This is a genomic window from Sorangium sp. So ce834 (assembly GCF_051521425.1).
Classification (GTDB): domain Bacteria; phylum Myxococcota_A; class Polyangia; order Polyangiales; family Polyangiaceae; genus Sorangium; species Sorangium cellulosum_D.
Window position 1 is genome coordinate 2725949 of record NZ_CP150351.1, and the last position, 22305, is coordinate 2748253.

Annotated in this window: 12 protein-coding genes; 2 read left to right on the forward strand and 10 right to left on the reverse strand. The window is 73.3% G+C overall.

Annotated features, from left to right (window positions below; translation table 11 throughout):
* Positions 1 to 3: 3 nt before the first annotated feature.
* From WMF20_RS09720 to WMF20_RS09765, 10 genes are all read right to left on the reverse strand, one after another.
* A complete protein-coding gene (locus tag WMF20_RS09720; RefSeq protein WP_437612641.1) occupies positions 4 to 1104 on the reverse strand; it encodes a PEGA domain-containing protein in 1101 nt (366 codons plus the stop codon).
* A gap of 289 nt (positions 1105 to 1393) precedes the next feature.
* Complete coding sequence (locus WMF20_RS09725; RefSeq protein ID WP_437612643.1) at positions 1394 to 2737, reverse strand: PGRS family protein; 1344 nt, start codon at positions 2735 to 2737, stop codon at positions 1394 to 1396.
* Positions 2738 to 3003: 266 nt separating this feature from the next.
* The gene (locus tag WMF20_RS09730) at positions 3004 to 3801 is read right to left on the reverse strand and encodes a hypothetical protein (protein ID WP_437612645.1); all 798 of its coding nucleotides are present in this window, start codon (positions 3799 to 3801) and stop codon (positions 3004 to 3006) included.
* 252 nt (positions 3802 to 4053) lie between these two features.
* Positions 4054 to 5391 (reverse strand): PGRS family protein, encoded by a 1338-nt coding sequence (locus tag WMF20_RS09735; protein ID WP_437612647.1) that lies wholly within the window; start codon positions 5389 to 5391, stop codon positions 4054 to 4056.
* A gap of 272 nt (positions 5392 to 5663) precedes the next feature.
* The gene (locus WMF20_RS09740; protein ID WP_437612649.1) at positions 5664 to 6773 is read right to left on the reverse strand and encodes a PEGA domain-containing protein; all 1110 of its coding nucleotides are present in this window, start codon (positions 6771 to 6773) and stop codon (positions 5664 to 5666) included.
* 2 nt (positions 6774 to 6775) lie between these two features.
* Complete coding sequence (locus WMF20_RS09745; protein WP_437612651.1) at positions 6776 to 8641, reverse strand: hypothetical protein; 1866 nt, start codon at positions 8639 to 8641, stop codon at positions 6776 to 6778.
* Positions 8631 to 9650 (reverse strand): hypothetical protein, encoded by a 1020-nt coding sequence (locus WMF20_RS09750; RefSeq protein WP_437612653.1) that lies wholly within the window; start codon positions 9648 to 9650, stop codon positions 8631 to 8633. The genes WMF20_RS09745 and WMF20_RS09750 overlap by 11 nt, the downstream gene beginning before the upstream one ends.
* A gap of 275 nt (positions 9651 to 9925) precedes the next feature.
* Positions 9926 to 10990 (reverse strand): tRNA (adenosine(37)-N6)-threonylcarbamoyltransferase complex transferase subunit TsaD, encoded by a 1065-nt coding sequence (gene tsaD / locus WMF20_RS09755; RefSeq protein WP_437612655.1) that lies wholly within the window; start codon positions 10988 to 10990, stop codon positions 9926 to 9928.
* Positions 10978 to 11571 (reverse strand): hypothetical protein, encoded by a 594-nt coding sequence (locus tag WMF20_RS09760; RefSeq protein ID WP_437612657.1) that lies wholly within the window; start codon positions 11569 to 11571, stop codon positions 10978 to 10980. Before WMF20_RS09760 ends, tsaD begins: the two co-directional genes overlap by 13 nt.
* Complete coding sequence (locus WMF20_RS09765) at positions 11568 to 15878, reverse strand: HEAT repeat domain-containing protein (protein ID WP_437612659.1); 4311 nt, start codon at positions 15876 to 15878, stop codon at positions 11568 to 11570. Before WMF20_RS09765 ends, WMF20_RS09760 begins: the two co-directional genes overlap by 4 nt.
* Before the next feature lie 229 nt (positions 15879 to 16107).
* Here WMF20_RS09765 and WMF20_RS09770 point away from each other — a divergent pair, with 229 nt between their 5' ends.
* Together WMF20_RS09770 and WMF20_RS09775 are read left to right on the forward strand one after the other, a co-directional pair.
* On the forward strand, positions 16108 to 17865 hold the full coding sequence (locus tag WMF20_RS09770; RefSeq protein WP_437612661.1) for an AAA family ATPase: 1758 nt from the start codon (positions 16108 to 16110) through the stop codon (positions 17863 to 17865).
* 226 nt (positions 17866 to 18091) lie between these two features.
* Positions 18092 to 22096 (forward strand): protein kinase domain-containing protein, encoded by a 4005-nt coding sequence (locus tag WMF20_RS09775; RefSeq protein ID WP_437612663.1) that lies wholly within the window; start codon positions 18092 to 18094, stop codon positions 22094 to 22096.
* Positions 22097 to 22305 lie beyond the last annotated feature (209 nt).

The following is a 22305-nucleotide window of genomic DNA, read 5'->3' on the forward strand; positions in this document are numbered from 1 at the left end:
GCTTCAGAAAACACCGCCAGCGACGATTCCCCCGCCGCCAGGCGCCACGAGCGGAACGACGCGGACGTGCCGCTTCTCCGGGGGGGTCGATGGGCTGGCAAGCCAGTAACCGAGCGTCCCGACGGCGACCGCGCCTCCGCCGACGAAGCTCCACAGCGCCAGGTTGCTGAAGAGATCTCTATCGTCGACCAACGTTCTCAGCCTGTCACACGGCTGCGTCTGCTCGGTGCTGGAGGGGGCCGCGCAGTTCACGCCTCCGTCATTCACATTCATCCCTTTGACCCTCGCGTGCTGCTCTCTCACGCTGCTCGCCTTCGCGTTCGCGACGAGCGTGAACACGACCCCCGCGATCACCCCCGCCGCGGCCACCGAAGCGCCCGCCACGATCGGCGCCGAGCTCCGCTCCGCCACGTCGGGCGGGGGCGGCGCTGGCGCCGGCTCCGGCGGTGCGCGCACCACCAGCTTCTCGAGCTCGAAGGCGCGCTCGATCTGGCTCCCTCTGGCGACGTCCACCTCGCTGCTCTTCGGCGCATGGCCGTCGTGCTGCACGGTGATCGTGTGCGGTCCCGGCTCCACGAACACCGGGTCGACGAGCGGCGTCGTCCCGACGGGGGAGCCGTCCACCAGCACCTTCGAGCCCGGCACGTTGGCGCTCACGACCACCGCGCCCACCTCCGCGCGCGCCTGCGCGTAGGCCGCCGCCGCGGCCTCGCGCTCTTCCGCGGTCGCGGTCGTGTCCTTCGCGAGCTCGCGCACATAGATCGCGAGGTGCTCGGCGGCGTCCCGGTACCGCTGCAGCATCAGCTCGCACGTGCCGATGCCTCCGACGATGGTGTAGTGCTTTTGCAGCGCCCAGGCCGCGACGAACGAGGCGTAGGCGTCGGCCCACCGGTTCTGCTCGGACGCGGCGACGCCCTCGATGTAGAGCTTGCGCGCCTTGTCGCTCATGGCGTCGCTCGGGGCGCGCTGGATCCTGGGGCGGCGGGCCTTCGGCGTGGCGGTGCTCGTCGGCGGAGCGCTGCTCTTCGGCTGCGCGTCGGCCGGCGAGGTGGAGGCGAGCAGGCCTGGCAGGCAGAGCAGCGGGACGACCTGGGAGAAGCGCATGGGCACCATCTTACCTGCGGTCGGAGCGCTCGCAGCGGATTTTGGCGGGCTCGACGAGGGGGCGGGGCGTCGGGATGCTGCCCGGGGGGAGGCGCCGGGGATTCCGCGGGGGATCTTTGGTGTCCTTGCCTGAACGGGCTGTGGCGCGCTGTCGCGGGGCGGGCGCCGTGATGAGGCAGCAGGTGCGTCGTCGGCCGGGGCGCTCGATGTGTTTCGCTGCGGTCCTGCGTGGGCTGGGGGCGAGGTGCGAAGGGGCGGTGATCTGGCGGGCGACTGCCGTTGTGGGACGTCAGGGAGCGTCGAAGGCCATGATGTCGTTGCTGCCCTGGGCGTCGATGGTGACGCCCTCGTCGGGCGGCGCAGTGCCGACGTAGGCGATGCCGAGGGAATGGCCGTCGCTGCCCTTGCCGCCGGTGCCGCCGTTGCCGCCGTTGCCGCCGGTGCCGCCGGTGCAGCCGGTGCTCAGTGTGGTCGGACCGTCGCCACCAGGCCCCGGCTCACCGCCGAGGCCGCCGAGCTGGCCCGCGGTACCCTCGCCACCGGTACCGCCGGCCTTGGCGATGAGCTGAACCTGCTGGAAGCTGAGCTTTGCATGGATGCTGACGAGGGCGATGCTGGAGCCGCCTGGCCCGCCGCCCTTGCCCCCCTTTCCGCCGCAGCCGCCGGCGCCGCCGGAGCCGCCGCTGGCGCCGCCGGTACCCGGTGAGCCGGTGGGGCATGCGCCGCTGCCGCCCCTCGCGCCGGCGCCGCCTCCGCCGCCTTGGCCGGGAGTGCCAGGCTTACCGTCCTCGCCAGGAGTACCGGTGTATCCGTCGCTCGAAAGCTTACCCTTGCCGCTTGCGGCCCCGCCTGGGCCACCTTCTTCGCCGTTCCTGCCCACACGGCCGTCGCCGCAAGCCCCGGTACCGCGCGTGCCACCGTTCAAATTCTCTGTCTCTCCGGGAGACCCAGCGCCGCCAGGGGCAGCTGAGGCTGCGGAGCCGCTTCCGCCAATTCCACCGATCGAGTCATCGCTGGGATCGTCCGGCGTTCCGCAGTCGGTCTCGGGAGGCGCATTCGCAGTCACGATACCCGCCGTGCACGCAGCATTGCCTGCGCTGCCGTCCTGCCCGTTCGCGGCGCGTGGCGGGCCAGATGTGACGGCGTCCCCAGGGAATCCCGGTGCAGCCTCGTCCGCCTCCAGCGTGCACCGCACGAGCTCCACGCTGCCGGCGTCTATCTCACCGCTGCCGCCATCGGCGATGGCGGCGATCGACGACTTTCCGTAGCTCTCGGCATAGTCCGGCTCACCGAAGTCAATGACGATCGGCTTCGCCTTGACATGCAAATCCAGGATCCGCACGCTCTCGTCAGCTGCATCCAATCTGAGTGGAACCTCTCCTTGCGGCGCTGTCAGGTACGTTTTGCTTGCTTTCCCCCACTCCCAGTTGGCCGCGCAGTCGAGCCCGCCGTAAACGGTTACGCCCGCGGGCACCGTGACGGCTTCGTCGAAGGGCTCGCCCTCGTCGTTGGCGCACAGGTACACGCGCTTCGCGCCGCCGCTCACCGCGAGCTCGATGGCCTCGTTGATCGACTTGAGCGGCTCCGACTTCGTGCCGTCGCCACCGTCGTCGCCCTGCGTCGACACGAACACCCCGCACCTCTCGTCGACGCCCCCCTCGGCGGTCTCCGGGTCGCACCCTGCCGGCGGAGGCACGATCCCGCCACCGCCGCCATCCCCGCCCGTGCCGCCGTGCCCGCCAACACCTGATGGCCTGGTACTCGCCCTCTCCTCGGGGCTAGCTTTGCACCCGCTCGCCTGGATCCCTACAGATGTCGCCCCCAGGAGAAGCATCGCCGCGAAGCGACAACCAAGACGATGACCCATCCTGCTGATCCCCCGGTTCACGATCTCTCCGCTTAAAATCGCCCGCTCAACGAAAGACCCGCCACGCCGGACCCCACGAGCGGCGCGACGTGCGCGCGCCGGACCGGTGCGGAGGGCCTGTCCACGAGCGCGTAGATCACGGCTCCCACCCCGGCTGCCCCGAGGATGAAGCTGCCAAGGGCGACATTGGCGAATACGTACTGGGTGTCGACCGTATCGTTCAATTCTGCGCAGATCGACGGCGATCTGGGATCGGGGCAGTATCTTTCCGGTGCAGCACCGGAACGAATCTGCTGACGTAGATTCTCCGCATCGTCCGCCTTCCCGGAGTAGAGGAGGGTGAACGCGGTGCCCGCGATCACACCCACCCCCGCCGCAACTCCGCCGCCGATGAACAAGGACTTCCGCAAATCGTCCCCTGATGTGGCTGGCGCGCTGCGCTCCGGCCGAGCTTCGGCGGGTGGCGGCGCCAGGTCGAGGACGATGTACCCCTTCGCCCTCTCGTCCAGCCGGATCGTCCTATTCACCGGAGGGCGCCCTGGCACGACGCCGGACAGCGTGTGCTCGCCGGGGTCGACGTCTACCGTCTTCGCCGGGGCGATGCGCTCTCCGTCGAGCGTCAGCTCCACCGCCCCTTGCTGCGTGCGGCCGAGGGCGACCTCCAGGGTCGGGATGCGCGGTGCGAGGGCGGCGAGCTCCGCCTTCGCGTCGGCTTGCGCCTGCTGGAAGGCGCGCGGAGCGGTGGCCGCGAGCGGCTCGTCCAGGACGCGCTGGTAGAGCGATCGCGCCTCGATCAATCGGCCGAGACGCTCACAGGAGCGCGCCGCCATGACCAGGAATGGAGGGGCGTGCACCTGGGCCTCGGCGTCGCGAAACGCCGTGAGCGCGTCCTCGTAACGGCCGGCGTTGAAGAGCTCCCAGCCCTTGTCGGCGAGCGCCTTGGCCGCGAGCTTCGCCTCTGCAGTCGGTTGGGACGGCTGGGCGGCGGCGATGGGTGAGGCGGCCAGGAGCGTGAGCCCGAGGAGAAGCGCCGGGCTGAGGTGTCTGCAAGAACTCACGGCGGGAACGTATCACGGGGGAGGTCAGGATCCGCCGAAGTCCTTGATGGGTTCGCTGTCCTGGGCGTCGGTGGTGAGGACACCGTCGCTCTCCTCCGGCGGCGGGGTGCCGAGATAGGCGATGCCGAGAGAATGGCCGTCGCTGCCCTTGGCGCCGGGGCCGCCGTTGCCGCCAATGCCGCCTCCGCCGCCATCGCACCCGGTGCTCAGCGTGTTCGGACCGTCGCCACCTGGACCCGGCTCGCCGCCCAGGCCGCCGCGCTGGCCCGCCGCGCCCTCTCCACCGGTACCGCCGGCCTTGGCGATGAGTTGAACCTCCTGGAAGCTGAGCTTTGCGTGAATGCTGATGAGGGCGATGCTGGAGCCGCCTGGCCCGCCGCCCTTGCCGCCCTTTCCGCCGCATCCGCCGGCGCCGCCGGAGCCGCCGCTGGCGCCGCCGGTGCCCGGTGAGCCGGCGGGGCAGGCGCTGCTGCCGCCCCTTGCGCCCGCACCGCCCCCGCCGCCCTGACCGGGGGAGCCGCGGTGGCCGTCGTTACCAGGAGAGCCGGCGTATCCGGCGCTAAAAATTGTATCCTTGCCGATTGTCCCCTCGCCGGGAGCGCCGTCGACGCCATTCTTGCCGGTAAGACCGGCGCCGCAAGCCCCAGTGCCGGTGCGGGTGCCGCCATTGGGATTGTCTGCCTCGCCGGGAGATCCGGCGGCACCAGGGCCCGATTGCGCCGAAAGGCCGGTGCCGCCCACTCCGCCGATCGAGTCATCACTGAGATCGTCCGGCGTTTCGCAGTCGTTCTCGGGAGGTGCGTTTGGCGACACGATATTCGCCGTGCAGGCCTCATTGCCTGCGTTGCCATCATCCCCCTTCGCGGCGCGCTGCGAGTCGGGGGGCTCCCCGGGCGCTCCCGGCGCAGCGCCGTCCGCCTCCAGCGTGCACCGCACGAGCCCCACGCTGCCGCTGTCTGACTCACCGTTACCGCCGTCAGCGATCGCAGCGATCGAAGACTTCCCGTATTTCTCGGTATCGTCCGGGTTGTCAATGACGACCGGCTGCGCTTTGACATGCAAGTCCTCGACCTGCACGCTCCCCCCAGCAGCACGCAGCGTGAGTGGAACCTCTCCTTGCGGGGCTGTCAGAGCCGTCTTCCGTGCCCTATTCCATTCCCAGTTTGCCGCACAGTCGAGCCCGCCGTACACCGTCACGCCTGCCGGCACCGTGACGGCCTCCTCGAACGGGTCGTCCTCGGCGCACAGATAGACGCGCTTCGTGCCGTTGCGCACCGCGAGATCGATGGCCTTGTTGATCGACTTGATCGGTTCCAGCTTCGTGCCCTCGGCACTGTTAGCGCCGTTCACAGATACGAACACCCCGCAGCCCTCGTCGACGCCGCCCTCGGCGATCTCCGGGTCGCACTCTGGCCGCGGAGGAACGATCCCGCCACCGCCCCCGTCCCCGCCCGTGCCGCCGTTCCCGCCAACACCCGGGGGGCAGCTGACGAGCTTGGCCTCGCAGAGGTCGTCGACTGAGCACCCGCTCACCTGGATCCCGATGGCCACCGACCCCAAGAGAAGCGTCGCGGCGAAGCGACAACCAAGGCGATGACGCGTCCTGCTGACTTCCCGATTCACCGTGCCTCCGCTCAGAATCGACCGCTCAAGGAAAGACCCGTCACGCCCGACCCCACGAGCGGCGCGACCTGCACGCGACGATCCGGCGCGGAAGGCCGGTCGGCCAGGGCATAGACCACCGTTCCCACCCCGGCTGCCCCGACGATGAAGCTGCCGATAGCCACGTTGATGAACGCGTACTGGAGGTCGACCGTATCGCTCAGCTTCGCGCAGACCGCCGGCGACTCCGTGCTGGGGCAGCGCCCTTTGAGCATTTTGTCGGCGCGGACCTCGTCGCGCAGCTCCTCCGCGTCGTTCGCCTTTGCGACAGAGAGGATCGTGAACACCGTCCCCGCGATCACCCCCACCCCCGCCACCGCCCCTCCCGCGATGAGCAGCGTCTTGTTCGGCGGGGGATCGCCGCCCTTCCCCAAACCCCCCCGCCACGTCGTCGCCGGCCTCTCCCCCGCCGCCGGCTCGCTCGCCCGCGCGCTCTTCAGCTCGACGCTCCGCTCGATCTCCTCGCCCGCCTTCAGCTCCACCGCGACGCTCGCCGGCTCGTACCCTTGCCGCCGCACCGAGATCGTATGCGTCCCCGGCTCCAGGAACACCGGATCCTGGAGCGGCACGGTCCCGACGACCTCCTGCCCCACGCGCACCTCGGCGTCCTCCACGTCGACGCGCAGCCGGACCGCGCCCACCTTCGCCCGCGCCTGCGCATACGTCTTGAGCGCGGCGGCGCGCTCGTCCGGCGTCGCCGTCGCGTCCTTCTCGATCTCGCGCACGTAGATGGCGAGGTGCTTGGCCGCGTCCGGATAGCGCTGCAGCATCAGCTCGCAGGTGCCTATCCCGCCGGCGATCGTGTAGTGCTTCTGCAGCGCCCACGCCGCCACGAACGACGCATAGGCGTCGGCCCACCGCCCCTTCTCCGAGGCGGTCACGCCCTCCATGTAGAGCTTCCTGGCCTTGTCGCTCATCGCCTCGCTGGGCGCGCGCGGCGCCTGGATCGCCGTCTGGCCCGCCGCGCCCTGCTGCCCCGCGCCCCCCGGCGAGGCGCCTCCCTTCGGCTGCGCCTCGCTCGGCGAGGCGGCCGTCAGCAGGCCGACGAAGCACATCCACGGAACACTCTGCGCGAGACGCATGATCAAAACTTTACCTTCGGTTGAATCGCGCCCACCGGCTTCTGGTCGTCTGGAGCGCGCTCTGTGTCTTTCCCGTCTTTCCCGCGTTGCTGCTGCGCGCCGGACGGCTTCGACCCCGCTCTGCCGCCGCCGGCCTTCCGCTGCTGGCTCGCCGTCGGCGCCGACGCCGGCGGCTTCGCCTGCCCATCCTCCCCGGCGCGCGCCGCCCCCTCCGGCGGCGCCGCGCCCTCCGGCGCCGACGCCGCCCCCGGCGCCTGCGGCCCCGCCGTGGGCTGCGGCGCTGCCGCCTCCGCCCCCTCCTTCACGCTAGTCCCCGGCGCCCCGCCCACCGTCGTCGGGGCCGCCGAGGGCTCCTCCGGCGGCGCCGGCTGCGCTCCCGGGCCCCTCGACACGACCGCCCACGCCACAGCCCCCACCGCGGCGGCGCACCCGAGCCCCGCCACCGCCCAGAGCGCCTTCCGAGATTTCTGAGGCTGCTCGACGACGATCGGAATCTCCCCGACATCGTCCTCCCCCGCGGCGCTGCGCGCCGAGACCGGCGGCATCGCCGGCGCCTGCGGCACGCCCCTGCCGGCGGCCATCGGCAACGGCGGCGCCCCCGCCCCCGGCCGCGTCAGATCCGCCGGACCCCTCGAGATCGGCGGCACGCCGCCCACAGCGGACCCCCCCGCGGCCCCGATCACCGCATTCCCCGGCCCCGCCTCCACGAGCCCCGCCTCGCGCAGCAGCTTCTCCGCGTCGATGACCAGCGTCCCCTTCGGCCCCATCGCCGACGACGCCGCCCCCGCGCTCGCCCCCTCGGCCGCGCGCGCCTCGACCCGCCGCTGCGCCGGCGGCGCCGACGGCATCCGCCCCCGCTCCGACACGGGCCCCGCAGGCGCCGGCCCACCGGCGGTCTGCGAGAGGTGCGCCGCGCCCCCCGCCTGCTGCGCCGCATACCGCTCGCGCCACCCGCCGAACTGCGGCTTCTCGCCCGTCTCGCCCTGCGGCCGTGCCCCGAACAGCTTGCGCGCGATCTCCCCCTCGTCCTCCGCGACGTCCTCGATCCGCAGCAGCACCCCGTGACGATCCTCCATCGTCACGTCGCGCTCCCGCACGAACCGCACCGACACCCCACCCGGGATGTCCGCCTCACGCCCGCTCGTGATCGACGTCCACTTGATGTTCGACCGGTACAGCACCGTCGCGATCCTCGCCGCGGCGTGCGCGATGGCCCCGAACGGCTCATCGTGCTTGTGCACGATCACGACGCGCTTCGGCAGCGAGCCCTCGTCCGCCACCCAGTCCCACGTCGCGCTGCTCCGCCGCAGGTACGGCAGATCCCCGAACTCCTCGACGTACCGCTCCAGCACGTGCGCCACACGCTCCGGCGCGTCGCGCACCGCGCCCACATACTCGCGGTAAAACATGCCCGCCGACGAGTTGACCTCCGTCGCGTTCATCACGTGCCGGTAAAACGTCGCCGACGCCTCCAAGAGCGACGTGTACCCGAGGTCCCGATCCACCGCGACGATCCCGTGCGCGAACGGCGGATTCCCCCGACCGGCGTGATCCATCGCCCCGCCGATCCGGAACCCGAAGATGAGCCCCATCGCCCCGTGCCCAGGCTCGTGCTGCGTGTCGTCGCGCGACAGGTTGCCGATCGCGAACGCATGCGTCGCCCCCGTCGCGGGCTCGATGTACTTCATCAGCCGCGCCAGGTGGCTGAAATGCGTCGTCGTCAGCGCCCCCTGCGGCACCTCCGGGCAGTACATGAAATCGATCTGATGCCCAGGGATGTTCCCGTGCAGCACGTGGTACCACGACGCCTCCGCAGGCGCGCGGTACCGCGGGATCACATACCCCGAGGCGCCCTCGCTACCGTACATTGGGCCTGACCTGCTGCGGCATCTGCGGGGCCGGGAGCTGCGCGGTCCGCGACAGCGCCGGATTCGGCCCGATGTCCGCCTTCATCCGCTGGAGCAGCTGCGGATCATACGCGTTCTTCGGGAGGATCCGCTCCACGAAGTGCGAGAAGAGATGGTGCGTGCTGTGCCCGTAGCTCGCCGAACCGACCAGCACCCGAATGTCGATGTGGTTCTTGTACCGCTCGAGGCTGTCGATGAGCGGCTTGTAATACCCGCGCGCCTCCTTCTCCACCTCGGCCGGCGTCCCGGACAGAACATCGGACTTGTTGATGAACAGCACCACCGCCTTGCACGACGCCAGCGTCTTCGGGCTGAAGAAGAACTGCAACGACTGCGGCTGAAACTCCCGGAGCTGCTCCTGGATCCGCGACGGCTCGAGCTTCTGCCCGTCCTTGCCCGCAAGATCCACCACCATCAGGAGCCCGTGGATCTCCTCCATGATGAGCTCCTGCTGCGCGTCCACGATGTGCTCGCCGCCCCAGTCGCCGATCTCGAACACGTGCTCCGTCAAGACCTCTTTCGTGAGCACGTGGCTGACCGTCCGCTCGTAACGCTCGATCTTCGTCCCCTGCAGCGTGCCGAGATCCACGAGCGGATTCGCCCACTTGAGCGTGAGCGACGTCTTGCCGGTCCACTTGATGCCCAGGGTCAGGATCTTGTAGCGCTTCTGCGTGATCTTCGGCCGGCTCTCGAGCTCGCTCTTGTACCAGTCGATCTCCTTCTGCTGGGCGTCGAGCCAGTCGACCTTCTGCCGGTCCTCGCCCCGCGCGATGTCGAGCGCCTGCTGGAGCTGCGCGTACTGCCCCCGCATCTGCTCCAGCTGGTTCTTCGCCTGCCGGAGCGCCTCGATGTGCTGGTTCGCGTCCTTCAGCTGCCGCCTCAGCGGGGCCACCTGCATCAGCAAGAACACGACGCCCGCGCCGCACGCCACCGCCACCAACCCAAGCACAATCGGTAGAACAACCTGCATGGCCCTCAAACCTCGCGCCCCGACGGGCGGCTATCCCAAGCTGTCCTGTCCCGTGCGGCCGGAAAAACGGCCAGCGCGGGCCGGCCTGAGTCCTGAGCTCTCATCAGACCACGGCTCGCCGCAGCGGACAAGTCCGAGGTAATCCTCGGCACGAGCCGTCCCTTCATCGTTCGCCACCGTACGCCACCGTTCGCCAGCGTTCGCCATCGCCCCACACACCTCGCGCCCCGCGCCCATGCCGCTCCCCGCGTCGCCCCGCTACCGGCCTGTCCCGCTCACCGCGCGCCGCCGCCCTTCCGGGTGACCCGCGGCAGCGCCGTCCTCGTCTCCGGCGCGAGATCCAGCGCGTCCCGCTCCCCGGCCGCGAGCCGCAGCGCGCCCGCATACGCGATCATCGCCCCGTTGTCCGTGCAGCTCGCGAACGGCGGGACGAACAGCGCGAGCCCCCGCCGCTCGCACGCCGCCGCCATCCTCGCCCGGAGCCCGCGGTTCGCCGCGACGCCCCCCGCGAGCACCACCCGCTCGACCCCCTCGATCCGCGCGGCCCGCACGGTCTTCTGCACGAGCGCGTCGACCACCGCGCCCTGGAACGCCGCGCAGAGGTCGTGGAGCGCCTGCCCCTCCGGCCGCCCCCGCTTCGCCACGTGGCGCGCCACCGCGCTCTTGATGCCCGAGAAGCTGAACTCCAGCGACTCCTTGCGCGCCATCACCGCCGGCACCGCCTCCGACGCGGCCGCCGGATCCCCCGTGGCCGCGAGCCGGTCGACCACCGGGCCGCCCGGATACCCGAGGCCGAGCAGCTTCGCCACCTTGTCGAACGCCTCGCCCGCCGCGTCGTCGCGCGTCGCGCCGAGCTCGCGGATCGCGCCGAGCGAGGGGCCGTCCACCCGGTAGATCGCGGTGTGCCCGCCCGAGGCGAGCAGCGCGACGTACGGGAACGACGGCCGCTCCTCCGGCGGCGGCGCGTCGCCCCGCCGCAGGAACACCGCGAGCAGGTGCCCGACGAGGTGATCGACGCCGACGAGCGGCTTGCCCGCCGCCCACGCGAGCCCCTTCGCGGCCTGCAGGCCCACGAGCAGCGCCCCGGCGAGCCCCGGCCGCGATGTCACCGCGATGCCGTCGAGGTCCGCCGCCGCGACGCCGGCGCGCGAGAGCGCCTCGCGCACCACCGGGACCACCGCGCGCGCATGATCGCGCGCCGCGACCTCGGGCACGACCCCGCCGTATGGCGCGTGCAGCTCCACCTGGCTGCGCACGACGTCGGAGAGGACGTCGCCGCCCTCGGTCACCACCGCCGCCGCCGTCTCGTCGCACGATGTCTCGATCCCTAGAACCCGCATGTCCCCGTCCGCCGCGTCAGCCTGAAATTGCCGAACACCTGCCGCTGTCCCTCCCCCTGCGCCTCGCCCGGCGCAAGCGGCTCCCGGCCCGGCCGGAGCAGGCGGACCTCGACCGACTCGTCGGTGCGCAGCGACAGGATCGCGAGCAGCGGCTCCGCCGCAGGATCCGACGCGCTCACCGCGTAGATCGCGTTGCGCTCGCGGCCCTCGCCGAACTCCAGCCGCGACAGGGGATCGTGGGCGAGCACGCCGATCGGCCGGAGCGGCGCGCCGTCGAGGAGGCGCCGCTCCGGCGCGGCCCCGTCGGGCGCCTCGTAGGTCCACAGCGCGCCCGGCGGCTCCGGCCCGTCGAGCGCGCCCGCGTCGAGCGACAGCCGCATCTGCACCCGCGGGCTCAGGCCCGCGCGGAACGCGCCGCCCAGCGTGATCGCGCCGCAGTAGGCCTCGCCGTCGGCCGTCGAGAACCGGCTCACGTCGTCGCAGCCGGCCGCGCCGCCCGCCGCGGCCGCCGCGCCGGCCAGGACGAGCGGCGCGAGCCGCAGCGGGACGCGCCGCGGCCCGGGCGCTGCAGCGGCGCTCACGGCGCGCCGCCCCGCATCAGCTCGGCCGCGGCCTGGCGCACGCGCGGCTCGGGGTCGCGCGCCGCGAGGTGCTGCAGCACCGGCGCCGCCGCCGCGCGGTCCGCCGAGGCGAGCGCGCGCGCCGCCGCCTCGCGCACGAGGGCGTACGCGTCGGAGCGGGCCGCCGCGCCGAGCGTCTCCGCGACCTGGCCCGGCCGCCCGCCGGCCGCGCCGCCGCCGCCCGGCGCGCCCAGCCGGCCGAGGGCCTCCGCCGCGCGGACGCGGAGCGGCCAGCTCGGCGAGGTCCGCAGGAGCTCCGAGACCGCGGCGATGGTCGGCCCGTGCCGGACCGCGCCGAGCGCCGCGAGCGCCGCCCGCCGCACGCTCTCCTCCGGATCGCCGAGCGCGTCGACCACCGCGGCCTGCGCCTCGGGCTCGGGCCGCGTCGCGAGCAGCTCCACCGCGCGCGTGCGCACCTCGATCGCCGGGTGCCGCACGAGCGCCACGAACCCGCTCACGACCGCGGCCGCGACCCCCTCCACGGCCGCCTCGACCTGCCGCCGGAGCTCCGGGGCGAGCTCGGCGCGCCCGTCCGTGAACGGCGCGAGCCCGAGCGCCGCCCCGCCGCCGTCGGCGCCGCGATCGCCGGCCGCGCCCGCGCCCGCGCCGCGCGGGCCGGCCGCGCCGCGCGACAGGATCGCGTCCGCGACGACCAGCGCCCGCTCCGGCGACGTCGCGACGGCGGCGACCGCCGCCTTCTGGAGCGCCGGGCCGAGCGCGACGAGCGCGGCGGCGCGGTCCTCCGGGGCGGGCGGATCCGGATCGAGCCCCGCGAGCACGTCCTTCACCGTCAGCGCCCCGTCCGGCACGGGCAGCGGCTCGCGCGCGCGCGGGTAGGCCCGCCGCGTGAGCGCGACCGCCGCCGACACCGCGGCCGCGCGCAGCCCCTCGTCCGACGAGAACGCGCCGGCCGCGATCGCCTGCGCGGCGCCCCCCGAGGCGGGCGCCTCGGCGTCGCCGGGGCCGCCCTTCGTCGAGGCGCCGTCGCCGAGCCGCGCGAGCGTGAGCAGCGCCGCGCGGCGGAGCTCCGGCTCGCTCGAGTCGGCGAGCGCCATGAACAGCGCGGGCCCCTCGCCGCCGCCGCCGATCTCGCCCAGCGCGCGGACCGCGGCCGCGCGCGGCACCGAGCCGGCCTCGGGCGCCCGCGCGACCGCGGACAGCGCCGCCGCGTGCCTCCGGTCGTGCGTCAGCCCGAGGCCGACCGCCGCGATCGCCCGCACCTCCGGCGCCGGCGAGGACAGGAGCCGCGCGAGCAGCGCCTCGGCCTTCGCCGCGGGCCGGCCGCCGCCCGCCGCGAGCCGCGCCACGCCCCAGGTCGCCGCGACCGCGACCGCGTCGTTCGGCAGCACGGTCGCCGCGGCGTCCCGCGGCGCGAGCATCTGCTCGTAGCGCTCCAGCATCGACGGGTCGCGCAGCGCGCCGCACGCGATCATCGCGCGGGCGCGCAGGCCCTTGTCCGCCTGCCCGATCGCGAAGTTGTAGAGCGCCGGCCCGGCGCTCTTGTTCTCGACGTAGGCCAGCACCTCGATCGCGACCTTCTGCTGCGACTCCTTGTCGTCGGCGAGCGCGTCGAGCAGCGGCTTCACCGCGCGTGCGCCGATCTTCGCGAGCTCCGCGCGCGCGGCCGCGCTCGCCGCGCCGCCCTCGGCGCGGACCTTCTGCATCAGCGGAAAGGTCATCGCCCCGTACAGCTCGACGAGCAGCCGCCGGTAGAGCGGCTTCTGCGGGTTGCCGACCGCGACCGGCAGGAGCTCGCGCTCGAGCACCTCGAGCGAGCCCCGGCCGAGGTTCACCTGCATCGACATCCGCGCCGCGCGCGCGACGAGCTCCTCGTCGTTCGACGCCCGCACGACGCGCCGGAAGAGCCGGTCGGCCTCGTCGGCCTGCCCCGCGGTGAGCAGGAGCTCGGCGAGGTCGAAGTAGACGGGGAACAGCCGGTCGTTCTTCGCGAGCGCCTGCCGGTACTCGGCGATGGCGCGCGGGAAGTCCTGCCGCCGCCGGTACATGTCGCCGAGCTTCTGGTGGCCGCTCGCGTCCTCGGGCGACAGCTCGACGGCGCGCGCGGCGTACCGGATCGCGTCGTCGTCGCGGTAGAGCTCCGCGGCGTACTGCGCCATGCGCTGGTAGAACTCGCGGGCCCGCTTCGGGTTCACCTCGACGAGCTTGCCGAGCACGTCGATGGCGCCGAGGAGGTTCTGCTGGAGCACGAGCACGCGCTCCAGCGCGAGGAGCGAGTCCTCGTCGCCCGGCGCGGCCTGGATGAGCTTGCGGAGCGTGGCCTCGGCGTCGGGCAGCCGGTGCAGCTTGCGCTGCACCTCGGCGAGCAACCGCCCCGCCTCGAGGTCGGGCGGGGTCGCGTTGAAGCGCGCGCCGAGCGGCCCGACGCGGCCCGGCAGCTCGCGGGTGAGCGACCAGAGGCTGACGATGTGGGTGCGCGCCTCGCGCGCGAGCAGCTTGTCGGTGCCCGCGCCGGCGAGCAGCTGCTCCCACAGCTCGCGCGCCTCGGCGTAGCGCGGCCCGGCGTTGCCGAGCGAGCTCGCGGTGCGCTCCAGCGCGATCGCCAGCGCCTTCTTGTAGCGCGCGTTCGCGGGCTCGAGCTGCGTGGCCTCCCGGAGCGCGGCGAGCGCCTCGGTCACCATGTCGTGGTCGAGGTACACCTCGCCGAGGGTGGCCGCGGCGCGCGCCCGGCTCGGCACGACCTGCTTGATGCGCGCCCAGGTCTCCAGCGCCTTCTTCTTGTCGCCCGCCTGGAAGTACCGGTCGCCGAGGTCGACGAGGTGGCTCGGATCCCCGCCCGCGGCCCCGGCGAGCCGCTGGAGCACCTTGAGGGCCCGGTCCTTCTCCTCGACGCGCTCGTAGAAGTCGGCGACCGCCGCGAGCGTCTCGGGCTCGTCCGCGACGCGCCCCTCGAGCTGGGTGAGCAGCGCGAGCGCCTTCGGCCGGTCGCCCCGCTGGATGAGCGTCTCGCACAGCTCGAACACGAAGTCGGCGTTGTTCGGGGCCGCCTTGATCAGGAGCTCGTACTCGCGGATCGCGGTGTCGAGCTCGCCGGCGGTCTGGAGCAGGTGCACGAGCCGGAGCCGCGTGTCGATGTGCTTGCCGTCGAGCGCGAGCGCCCTCCGGTAGATCGCGATCGCCTTGTCGACGTCGCCGGTCTCCTCGTACAGCGCGCCGAGGGTCGCGAGCCGCTGGAAGTCCTGCCCCCGCTCGGCCTCGAGGATGGCGATGAGCTCGGCGAGCTTGCCCTCGGCGCGGAAGGCGTCGGTCATGATGAGCAGGATCTCGGCCCGCACGCCGGCGGCGTTGCCGGCGATGGAGAGCGCCCGCTTCAGCACGGCGAGCGCCTCGTCCATCTTCTTCTGCCGCGCGAGCGCCTGCCCGAGGTCGCGCAGCGCCGGCGCGAGCGCCCGGTTGTCGCCGGCGGCGGCCTTCACCAGCTCGCGGAACTCGGCCTCGGCGCGCGCGTGGTGCCCGCGCGCGGAGAGCTCGCGCCCGAGCTCGGCCTTCACGAAGAGCGAGCCCTGCGCGTTCTTCACGAGCGCGTCGTGGTGCGCCTTGGCCGCGTCGAAGTCCGAGAGGTCGAGGCAGAGCGCGAGCAGCGTGCGCCGGGTCTGCTCGACGTCCGCGGCGAGCTTGAGCAGCGGCAGCGCCTTCTCGTAGTGCGCCCGCCCGCGGGCCTTGTCGCCGCGGTCCGCCTCGAGCTGGGCGAGGGCCATCATCGCCGCCGGGTCCGACGGCCGGTCTGCGATGGCGGCCTCGTACGTCTTGATGGCGTCGTCGTAGCGCCCGTCCTGCTTGTAGATGCCGGCGAGCACGACCTTGGAGACCCAGGCGTCGGCCCCGGGCTGCGCGGCGCGGCGCTCGAACTCCTCGACGAGCTTCTTCAGGTTCCCGTCGCGCTCGCGGTAGAGCTGGGCGAGGCGCTGGAGCGGGAAGGGCGCGCTCGGCTGGCTCATGACGATGGCCGTGTAGCGAGCGATGAGGGCGTCGTTCGACGGCCCGCTCCGCTTCGCGTCGCCGCCCTCGGCCGGCTCGGGCTTGGCCTGCGGCGCTCGTTCGGGCTGCGGCCGCGGTCCGGGCTGCGGCCGCGGTCCGGGCTGGGGCCGCGCGGCGGGGCCCGGCTTGCCGCCGCCGGGCTTCGGGGCCTTCGGTTTGCGCTTGCCGCGGCCGGAGGGATCGAAATCCGCGGCCTCGGCGTGCGGGATCGCGAGCGTCGCGGCTGCGGGGATCAGGACCGCGAGGCAGCCGGCCAGAACGAGGGATCGCACGGGGGTAGGGTAGATCGGCGGTGCGCGGCCGGCCACGCGGAGCGGCGGCGGCGCCTCCAGGGAGGGGCGCGATCGCGGCGCCGGGCGCGCCGGGCGGGTGAGCTCGGCGGGCACGGCTGCCCTTTCCGGGGGAATGCTTGACGGGCGAGGTGGGGCCGGGGACAGTCCCTCTGCGCGCCGCGAGCCCCCTCTCCGCCGCTGAAAGGCGGCGGCCCCATTGAAGGAAGCCATGCCCTTCGTCCCCGCCCTCGGCCAGTCCGATTTCCGCGAGCTCCGCCGGGCGGGCGCCGGCTACGTCGACAAGACCTCGTTCATCGCACAGCTCCTCGCCGATCCTGCGCAGGTCGTCCTGTTCCCGCGGCCGCGCCGCTTCGGAAAGACTCTGAACCTATCCACCCTCGCGTATTTCCTCGGGAAATGCGACGAGGACCTCTCCACGCTGTTCCAGGATCTCGCCGTCTGGAGCGACCCCTCGGCCCGCGCTCATTTCCAGCAGCACCCTGTCCTGTTCCTCACGTTCAAGGACATCAAGACCGCCTCTTACGAGACCACGCTGGATGCGATCCGCACGGAGGTGCGGCGCCTCTACAGCCAGCATCAGGAGCTGCTGCAAGCCGACGTGCTTCGCCCCGATGAGAGGCGGCACTACGAGCACATGCTCTTCGGGGAGATTGCCGAGGAGGACTGCCGTGGATCGTTGAGAGAGCTGTCCGATTACCTCGCACGCTACCACGGCCGCAAGGTCGTCATTTTGATCGACGAATACGACACCCCGATTCAATCCGGATATCTCAACGGCTTCTTCGACGAGGTGACGCTGTTCTTCCGGAATTTCTTCTCTGCCGCCCTCAAGGACAATCCCTCCCTCTTCAAGGGGGTGCTCACCGGGGTGCTGCGGGTCGCCCGGGAGAACCTCTTCTCGGGCCTCAACAACGTCATCGTCTCCTCGATCCTGAGCGATCGCCGCTACGCAACGTCCTTCGGCTTCACCGAGGCGGAGGTCGCCGGCGTCCTCCAGCTGGCGCGGCCCGACAGCGCTCCCGCAGGGCAGACCGCGTCGCTCCCGGAGCGCGCGCCGCCGCGCCTCGACGAGATCCGGGCCTGGTACAACGGATATCTCTTCGGCGGCGAGGTCATCTACAATCCCTGGTCGATCCTCAACTGCGTGGCCAGCGGCGCCCTCCGGCCCTACTGGGTCAACACCGCCTCGACCGACCTCCTCCAGGAGCTCATCGCCCGGCGCGGGCTCGGCCTCTCGAGCGAGACCGAGGCGCTCCTGCGTGGCGAGCCCGTCGAGGCGCGCATCGACGAGAACATCGTCCTGCGCGACCTGGACCAGCAGCCCGAGGCGCTGTGGAGCTTCCTCCTCTTCTCCGGCTACCTCACGCCCAGGGCGGTGCGCGAGGAGCTCGGCGACGTCATCGCCGAGCTCGCGATTCCCAACATCGAGGTCCGCGTCGCGTACCGCGATCTCTTCCGCTCCTGGCTGCGGCGCGGGCTGCCGGAGCGGAGGCACGCCGAGGGGCTGCTCCGCGCGCTGCTCGCGGGCGACGCGCCGTCCCTGGAGGCGCTGCTCGAGCGGCTGCTCGTCACCGTGATGTCCTATCAGGACCCCGCCGGCCGCGAGCCGGAGAAGCTCTATCACGGCTTCATCCTCGGCCTGCTCGTGCAGCTCGAGGGCGATTACGACGTCCGCTCCAACCGCGAGTCCGGCCTCGGCCGCGCCGACGTCCTCGTGCGACCGCGGACGCCGGGGCGTCCAGGGGTCGTGCTGGAGCTCAAGGTGCCGCAGCGCGGCGAGACGCCGGAGCAGGCGCTCCTCGCCGCCGCGCGGCAGGTCCGCGATCGCCGCTACGCGGCGGAGCTCGTCGCCGCCGGCGCCGCGCCCGTGCACGCGCTCGTCGCGGTCTTCGACGGAAAGCGCGCCTGGGTGCGGCCGGTCGACGACGTCCTCTCCAGCGCCGAGGACGGACCCTCGCGGGACTGACCGCTCCGGACACGTGTCGTGGTGCGGAGCACAACGTCCTGCCCGCCTTCGCATCGCTCCGCGGCAAACCGTAACCTAGATCTCGTAACGGTTGCCTTCCTCACAGCACAAATTGCTGCCTGGAAGCGGCGCGGTTCTGGATATCCTCGGCCACTGCGATGGGCTCTTCCGACGCACTGCACTGGCGAGCGCCGCGGCTCCCGGGGCCGCCGCAGGGGTACCGCTGATGCGCGCAGGGGACATCGTCGGCAACCGCTTCGAGATCGAGGGCCACGCCACCGCGGGCGGCATGGCGCAGATCTTCCGCGCCCGCGACCGGCTCACCGGCGAGCCGGTCGCGGTGAAGATCCTCCAGCGCCGGGGCCCCCAGGAGACGCACCGCTTCCTCCGCGAAGCGCAGGCGCTCGCCACGCTCCGTCACCCCGGGATCGTCGGGTACGTCGCGCACGGCGCGACCGACGGGGGCGAGCTCTTCCTCGCCATGCAGTGGCTCTCCGGCGAGACCCTCGCCGAGCGCTTCCTCCGCGAGCCGCTCACCGTGCCCGAGAGCCTCTCGCTCGGCGCGCGCGTCGCCTCCACGCTCGGCGCCCTCCACCGCCTCGGCGTCGTCCACCGCGACCTCAAGCCGAGCAACCTCCTGCTCGTCGGCGGCTCCGTCGACGAGGTCACCCTGCTCGACTTCGGCGTCGCGCGCGTCGCGGAGGCCGGGCAGGAGCTCACCATGCCCGGCGTGATGCTCGGCACCCCCGGCTACATGGCGCCCGAGCAGGCGCGCGGCGAGCTCACCATCGACGTCCGCGCCGACGTCTTCGCCCTCGGTTGCGTCCTCTACCGCTGCCTCACCGGCCGGCCCCCGTTCGTCGGCAACGACGGCCTCTCCGTGCTCGTGAAGGTCCTCCTCGAGGATCCGCCCCGGCTCCGGGAGCTCCGCGGCGAGGTGCCCGCCGCGCTCGACGATCTCGTCATGCGCATGCTCGCCAAGGCCCCGCGCGACCGCCCCCGCGACGGCGCGGCCGTGGCCGCCGAGCTCGCGTCGCTCGGCGAGCTCGCGCCCGGCTCGCGGCGCGTCCCTTTGCCGATCGGCGGCCCTGCCCCCGAGCTCACCACCGGCGAGCGCCGGATGATCTGCCTCCTCCTCGCCCGCGACGGCGCGCTCGACAGCGACGCGACCCGGTCCGAGGGCGAGGACGCGCTCCGGGTGCGCGCGCTCAGCGCGCTGGCCGAGCGCCACCAGGGCCGCCTCGAGATCATCGAGTCGCGCTCGCCGGTCGTCGTGCTCTCGGGCGCCGTCGCGCCGACCGATCTCGCCGCCCGGGGGGCGCGGTGCGCGCTCGCGATGCAGGTGCTGCTCGGCGGCGCGCCCGTCGCGCTGGTCTCGGGGCGCACCGAGCTCAGCGCCCGCTCGCCGATCGGCAACCTCATCGATCAGGCCGCGGCGCTCCTCGCCGGCGACGCGGCGCGGCCCGGCGTCGTCCGCATCGACGAGGTCACGGCCGGCCTGCTCGGCGCGCGGTTCGACGTCGGATCCGACCCCACCGGCCACCTCCTGCGCGGCGAGCGCGACGACCTCGAGGTGGTGCCGCGCCTGCTCGGCAAGCCGACGCCGTGCGTGGGCCGCGACCGCGAGCTGTCCCTCCTCGAGGCGACCTTCGTCCAGTGCATCGAGGAGCAGACCCCGTCCGCGGTGCTGGTCACCGCCCCCGCCGGCATGGGCAAATCGCGCCTGCGCACCGAGCTGCTCCGGCGCCTCCGGGCGCGCGGCGAGCCGATGGAGGTCTGGATCGCGCGCGGCGATCCGATGAGCGCCGGCGCCTCCTTCGGCCTCCTCTCGCAGGTGCTCCGGCGCGCGCTCGGCGTCGCCGACGGCACGCCGGCCGCGGCGGTGCAGCGCAAGATCCGCGAGCGCGTCGGCCGCCACGGCGAGGACGGCGCCCGGCTCGCGCCGTTCCTCGGCGAGCTCGTGGGGGCGCCCTTCCCGGACGACGAGAGCGAGGCGCTCCGGGTGGCGCGCCGGAGCTCCGTGCTCATGGGCGATCAGCTGCACCTCGCCTGGGAGGAGTTCCTGCGCGCCGCGTGCGCGGCGCAGCCGGTGCTGCTCGTGCTCGAGGACCTGCACTGGGGCGACCTGCCGACGGTGGCCATGATCAACAGCGCCCTCCGCAACCTGCGCGACGCGCCGTTCATGGTGCTGGCGCTCGGCCGGCCCGAGGTGCGCGAGATGTTCCCGAAGCTGTGGGCCGGCCGCGGCGTGCAGGAGATCGAGCTCACGGGGCTCTCGCGCCGCGCCGGCGAGCGGCTCGTGCGCCAGGCGCTCGGCAACGCGGCCGCCGACGAGGTCGTCGCGACGCTGGTCGAGCGCGCCGACGGCAACGCGTTCTTCCTGGAAGAGCAGATCCGCGCCGCCGCCGAGGGGCGGGGCGCCGCGCTGCCGGAGACGGTGCTGGCGATGGTGCAGGCGCGGCTCGAGGCGCTCGATCCCGAGGCGCGGCGCGTCCTCCGGGCGGCGAGCGTCTTCGGCCAGAGCTTCCGGCCCGCGGGCGTGGCCGCGCTGCTCGGCGGCGCCGACGCCGAGGTCGGGGACCGGCTCGCCGAGCTCGTCGAGCGCGAGGTGATCGTCCCGCGGCGGCAGCCTGGCCGGCGCGGCGACGGCCTCCTCTCCGCGATGTCGTCCTCCCCGCGCGCGGGGCCCTTCGACGGGCCCGACCGCGACGCGCCCACGGCGTCCGAGGCCGCGGCGCTCGATCTCGGCGCGCTGGGCGAGGCGGGCGCGGCCGAGCCCGAGTACAGCTTCCGGCACGGCCTCGTGCGGGAGGCGGCGTACGGCGCGCTGACGGACTACGACCGGCAGCTCGGCCACCGGCTCGCGGGCGAGTGGCTGGAAGGGGAGGGGAAGGGCGACGCGGCGGAGCTCGCGGAGCACTTCGAGCGCGGCGCCGAGCCGGGGCGGGCGGCGGCGTGGTACCGGCGCGCGGCGGAGCAGTCCCTGCGCGGCAACGATCTCCTCGCCGCGATCCGGCACGCCGAGCGCGGCCTCGCGTGCGGCGCCGCCGGGGCGGAGGCGGGCGGGCTGCTCCTCGTCGAGGCGGAGGCCCGCGTGTGGCGCGGCGACTTCGCCGTGGCCGAGCAGCGCGCGCTCGAGGCGGCCGCGCTCTTCGAGCCGGGCTCGCCGCCCTGGTACTCCGCCGCGACCGAGGTGGTCCTGGCCGCCGGCAAGCAGGGGGCCCTCGACCGCGTGGAGTCCTGGGTGGCGACGGCGCGGGGCGCGTCGCCCGGCGAGGGCGCGCTCACCCGGAGGGACATCTGCCTCGTCGAGGGCGCCCTCTGGCTCGTCTTCGGCGGCCGTTACGCCGCCGCGGACGGGATCATCGCCGCGCTGGAGCGCAGCGGGGACGAGGGCCGGGCGCTCGACGTCGAGGTGCTCGCCAGGCTTTACGAGGCGCGCGCCATCCGCGCGATGACCTCCGGCGATCCCGGCGCCTGCCTGGAGGGCATCGAGGCGGCGCTCGCGGTGTTCGAGCGGAGCGGCGATCGCCGCAACGCCTGCTCGCTGCGGGTGAACCTGGGCGCCATCACCATGGAGCTCGGCGACTACGAGGGGGCCGAGGCCGCGCTGCGCGCCGCGATGCGCGCCGCGGAGCAGATGGAGCTCACGGACCTGGCCGCGTTCGCCCGCAGCAACCTGGGCAACGTGATGATCGCCCGCGGCGATCTCGACGAGGCGCGGCGGGTCGAGGCGGAGGCGATCGCGACGTTCCAGCGGCTGGGCGATCCGAGGGCCGAGGGGGTCGCCCGCGCCTACCTGGCGAAGGCGGCGCTGCTCGGCGGCGACCTCGCCGGCGCGGAGGCGGAGGCCCGCGCCGCCGCCGAGCTCCTGCAGAGCGCGCCGCCGCTGCGCGCCGCGGCGTGGGCGCTCTCGGCGCGCGTGCTGCTCCGGAAGGGGCGCGCCGACGAGGCGCTCGCGCTGTCGGGCGAGGCGCTCTCCCTCCTGGAGTCGCTCGGCGCGGTCGAGGAGGGCGAGTCGCTGATCCGGCTCGTCCGGGCGGAGGCCCTCTTCGCGAGCGGCCGGCAGGACGAAGGGATCGCCGCGATCGCGCGGGCGCGCCAGAGCGTGCTCGCCCGCGCCGGGCAGATCTCGAATCCTCGCTACCGGGATCGGTTCCTCTCGTCGCTCGACAACGGCGAGACGCTCGCGCTGGCGGCGCGGTGGCTCGGCGACAGCGACGCTCGGTGACGATGCGACAAGGGTGCGATGGATAACGGTGCGATCCACCGAACGTAGGATTCCCTCCCAGCGTCTCTCCCGGAGTCCTCGCGCCGCCCACGAGCACGCCTGACCGGCTGCTCGCTCGCCGTTTTTGCCATATCGACGCAGGTGCGGAATCTTTGAGGTTCCTCCCGAAATGCGTTGAGGAAACTCCTGATGCATGTTTCAGTTGCTAA

What these genes read in the sequence shown, in the direction of transcription:
- WMF20_RS09720 (WP_437612641.1), bottom strand. Translation starts at nt 1,104, where the DNA reads ATGCGCTTCTCCCAGGTCGTCCCGCTGCTCTGCCTGCCAGGCCTGCTC.
- WMF20_RS09730 (WP_437612645.1), bottom strand. Translation starts at nt 3,801, where the DNA reads ATGGCGGCGCGCTCCTGTGAGCGTCTCGGCCGATTGATCGAGGCGCGA.
- WMF20_RS09740 (WP_437612649.1), bottom strand. Translation starts at nt 6,773, where the DNA reads ATGCGTCTCGCGCAGAGTGTTCCGTGGATGTGCTTCGTCGGCCTGCTG.
- WMF20_RS09745 (WP_437612651.1), bottom strand. Translation starts at nt 8,641, where the DNA reads ATGTACGGTAGCGAGGGCGCCTCGGGGTATGTGATCCCGCGGTACCGC.
- WMF20_RS09750 (WP_437612653.1), bottom strand. Translation starts at nt 9,650, where the DNA reads ATGCAGGTTGTTCTACCGATTGTGCTTGGGTTGGTGGCGGTGGCGTGC.
- tsaD (WP_437612655.1), bottom strand. Translation starts at nt 10,990, where the DNA reads ATGCGGGTTCTAGGGATCGAGACATCGTGCGACGAGACGGCGGCGGCG.
- WMF20_RS09770 (WP_437612661.1), top strand. Translation starts at nt 16,108, where the DNA reads ATGCCCTTCGTCCCCGCCCTCGGCCAGTCCGATTTCCGCGAGCTCCGC.
- WMF20_RS09775 (WP_437612663.1), top strand. Translation starts at nt 18,092, where the DNA reads ATGCGCGCAGGGGACATCGTCGGCAACCGCTTCGAGATCGAGGGCCAC.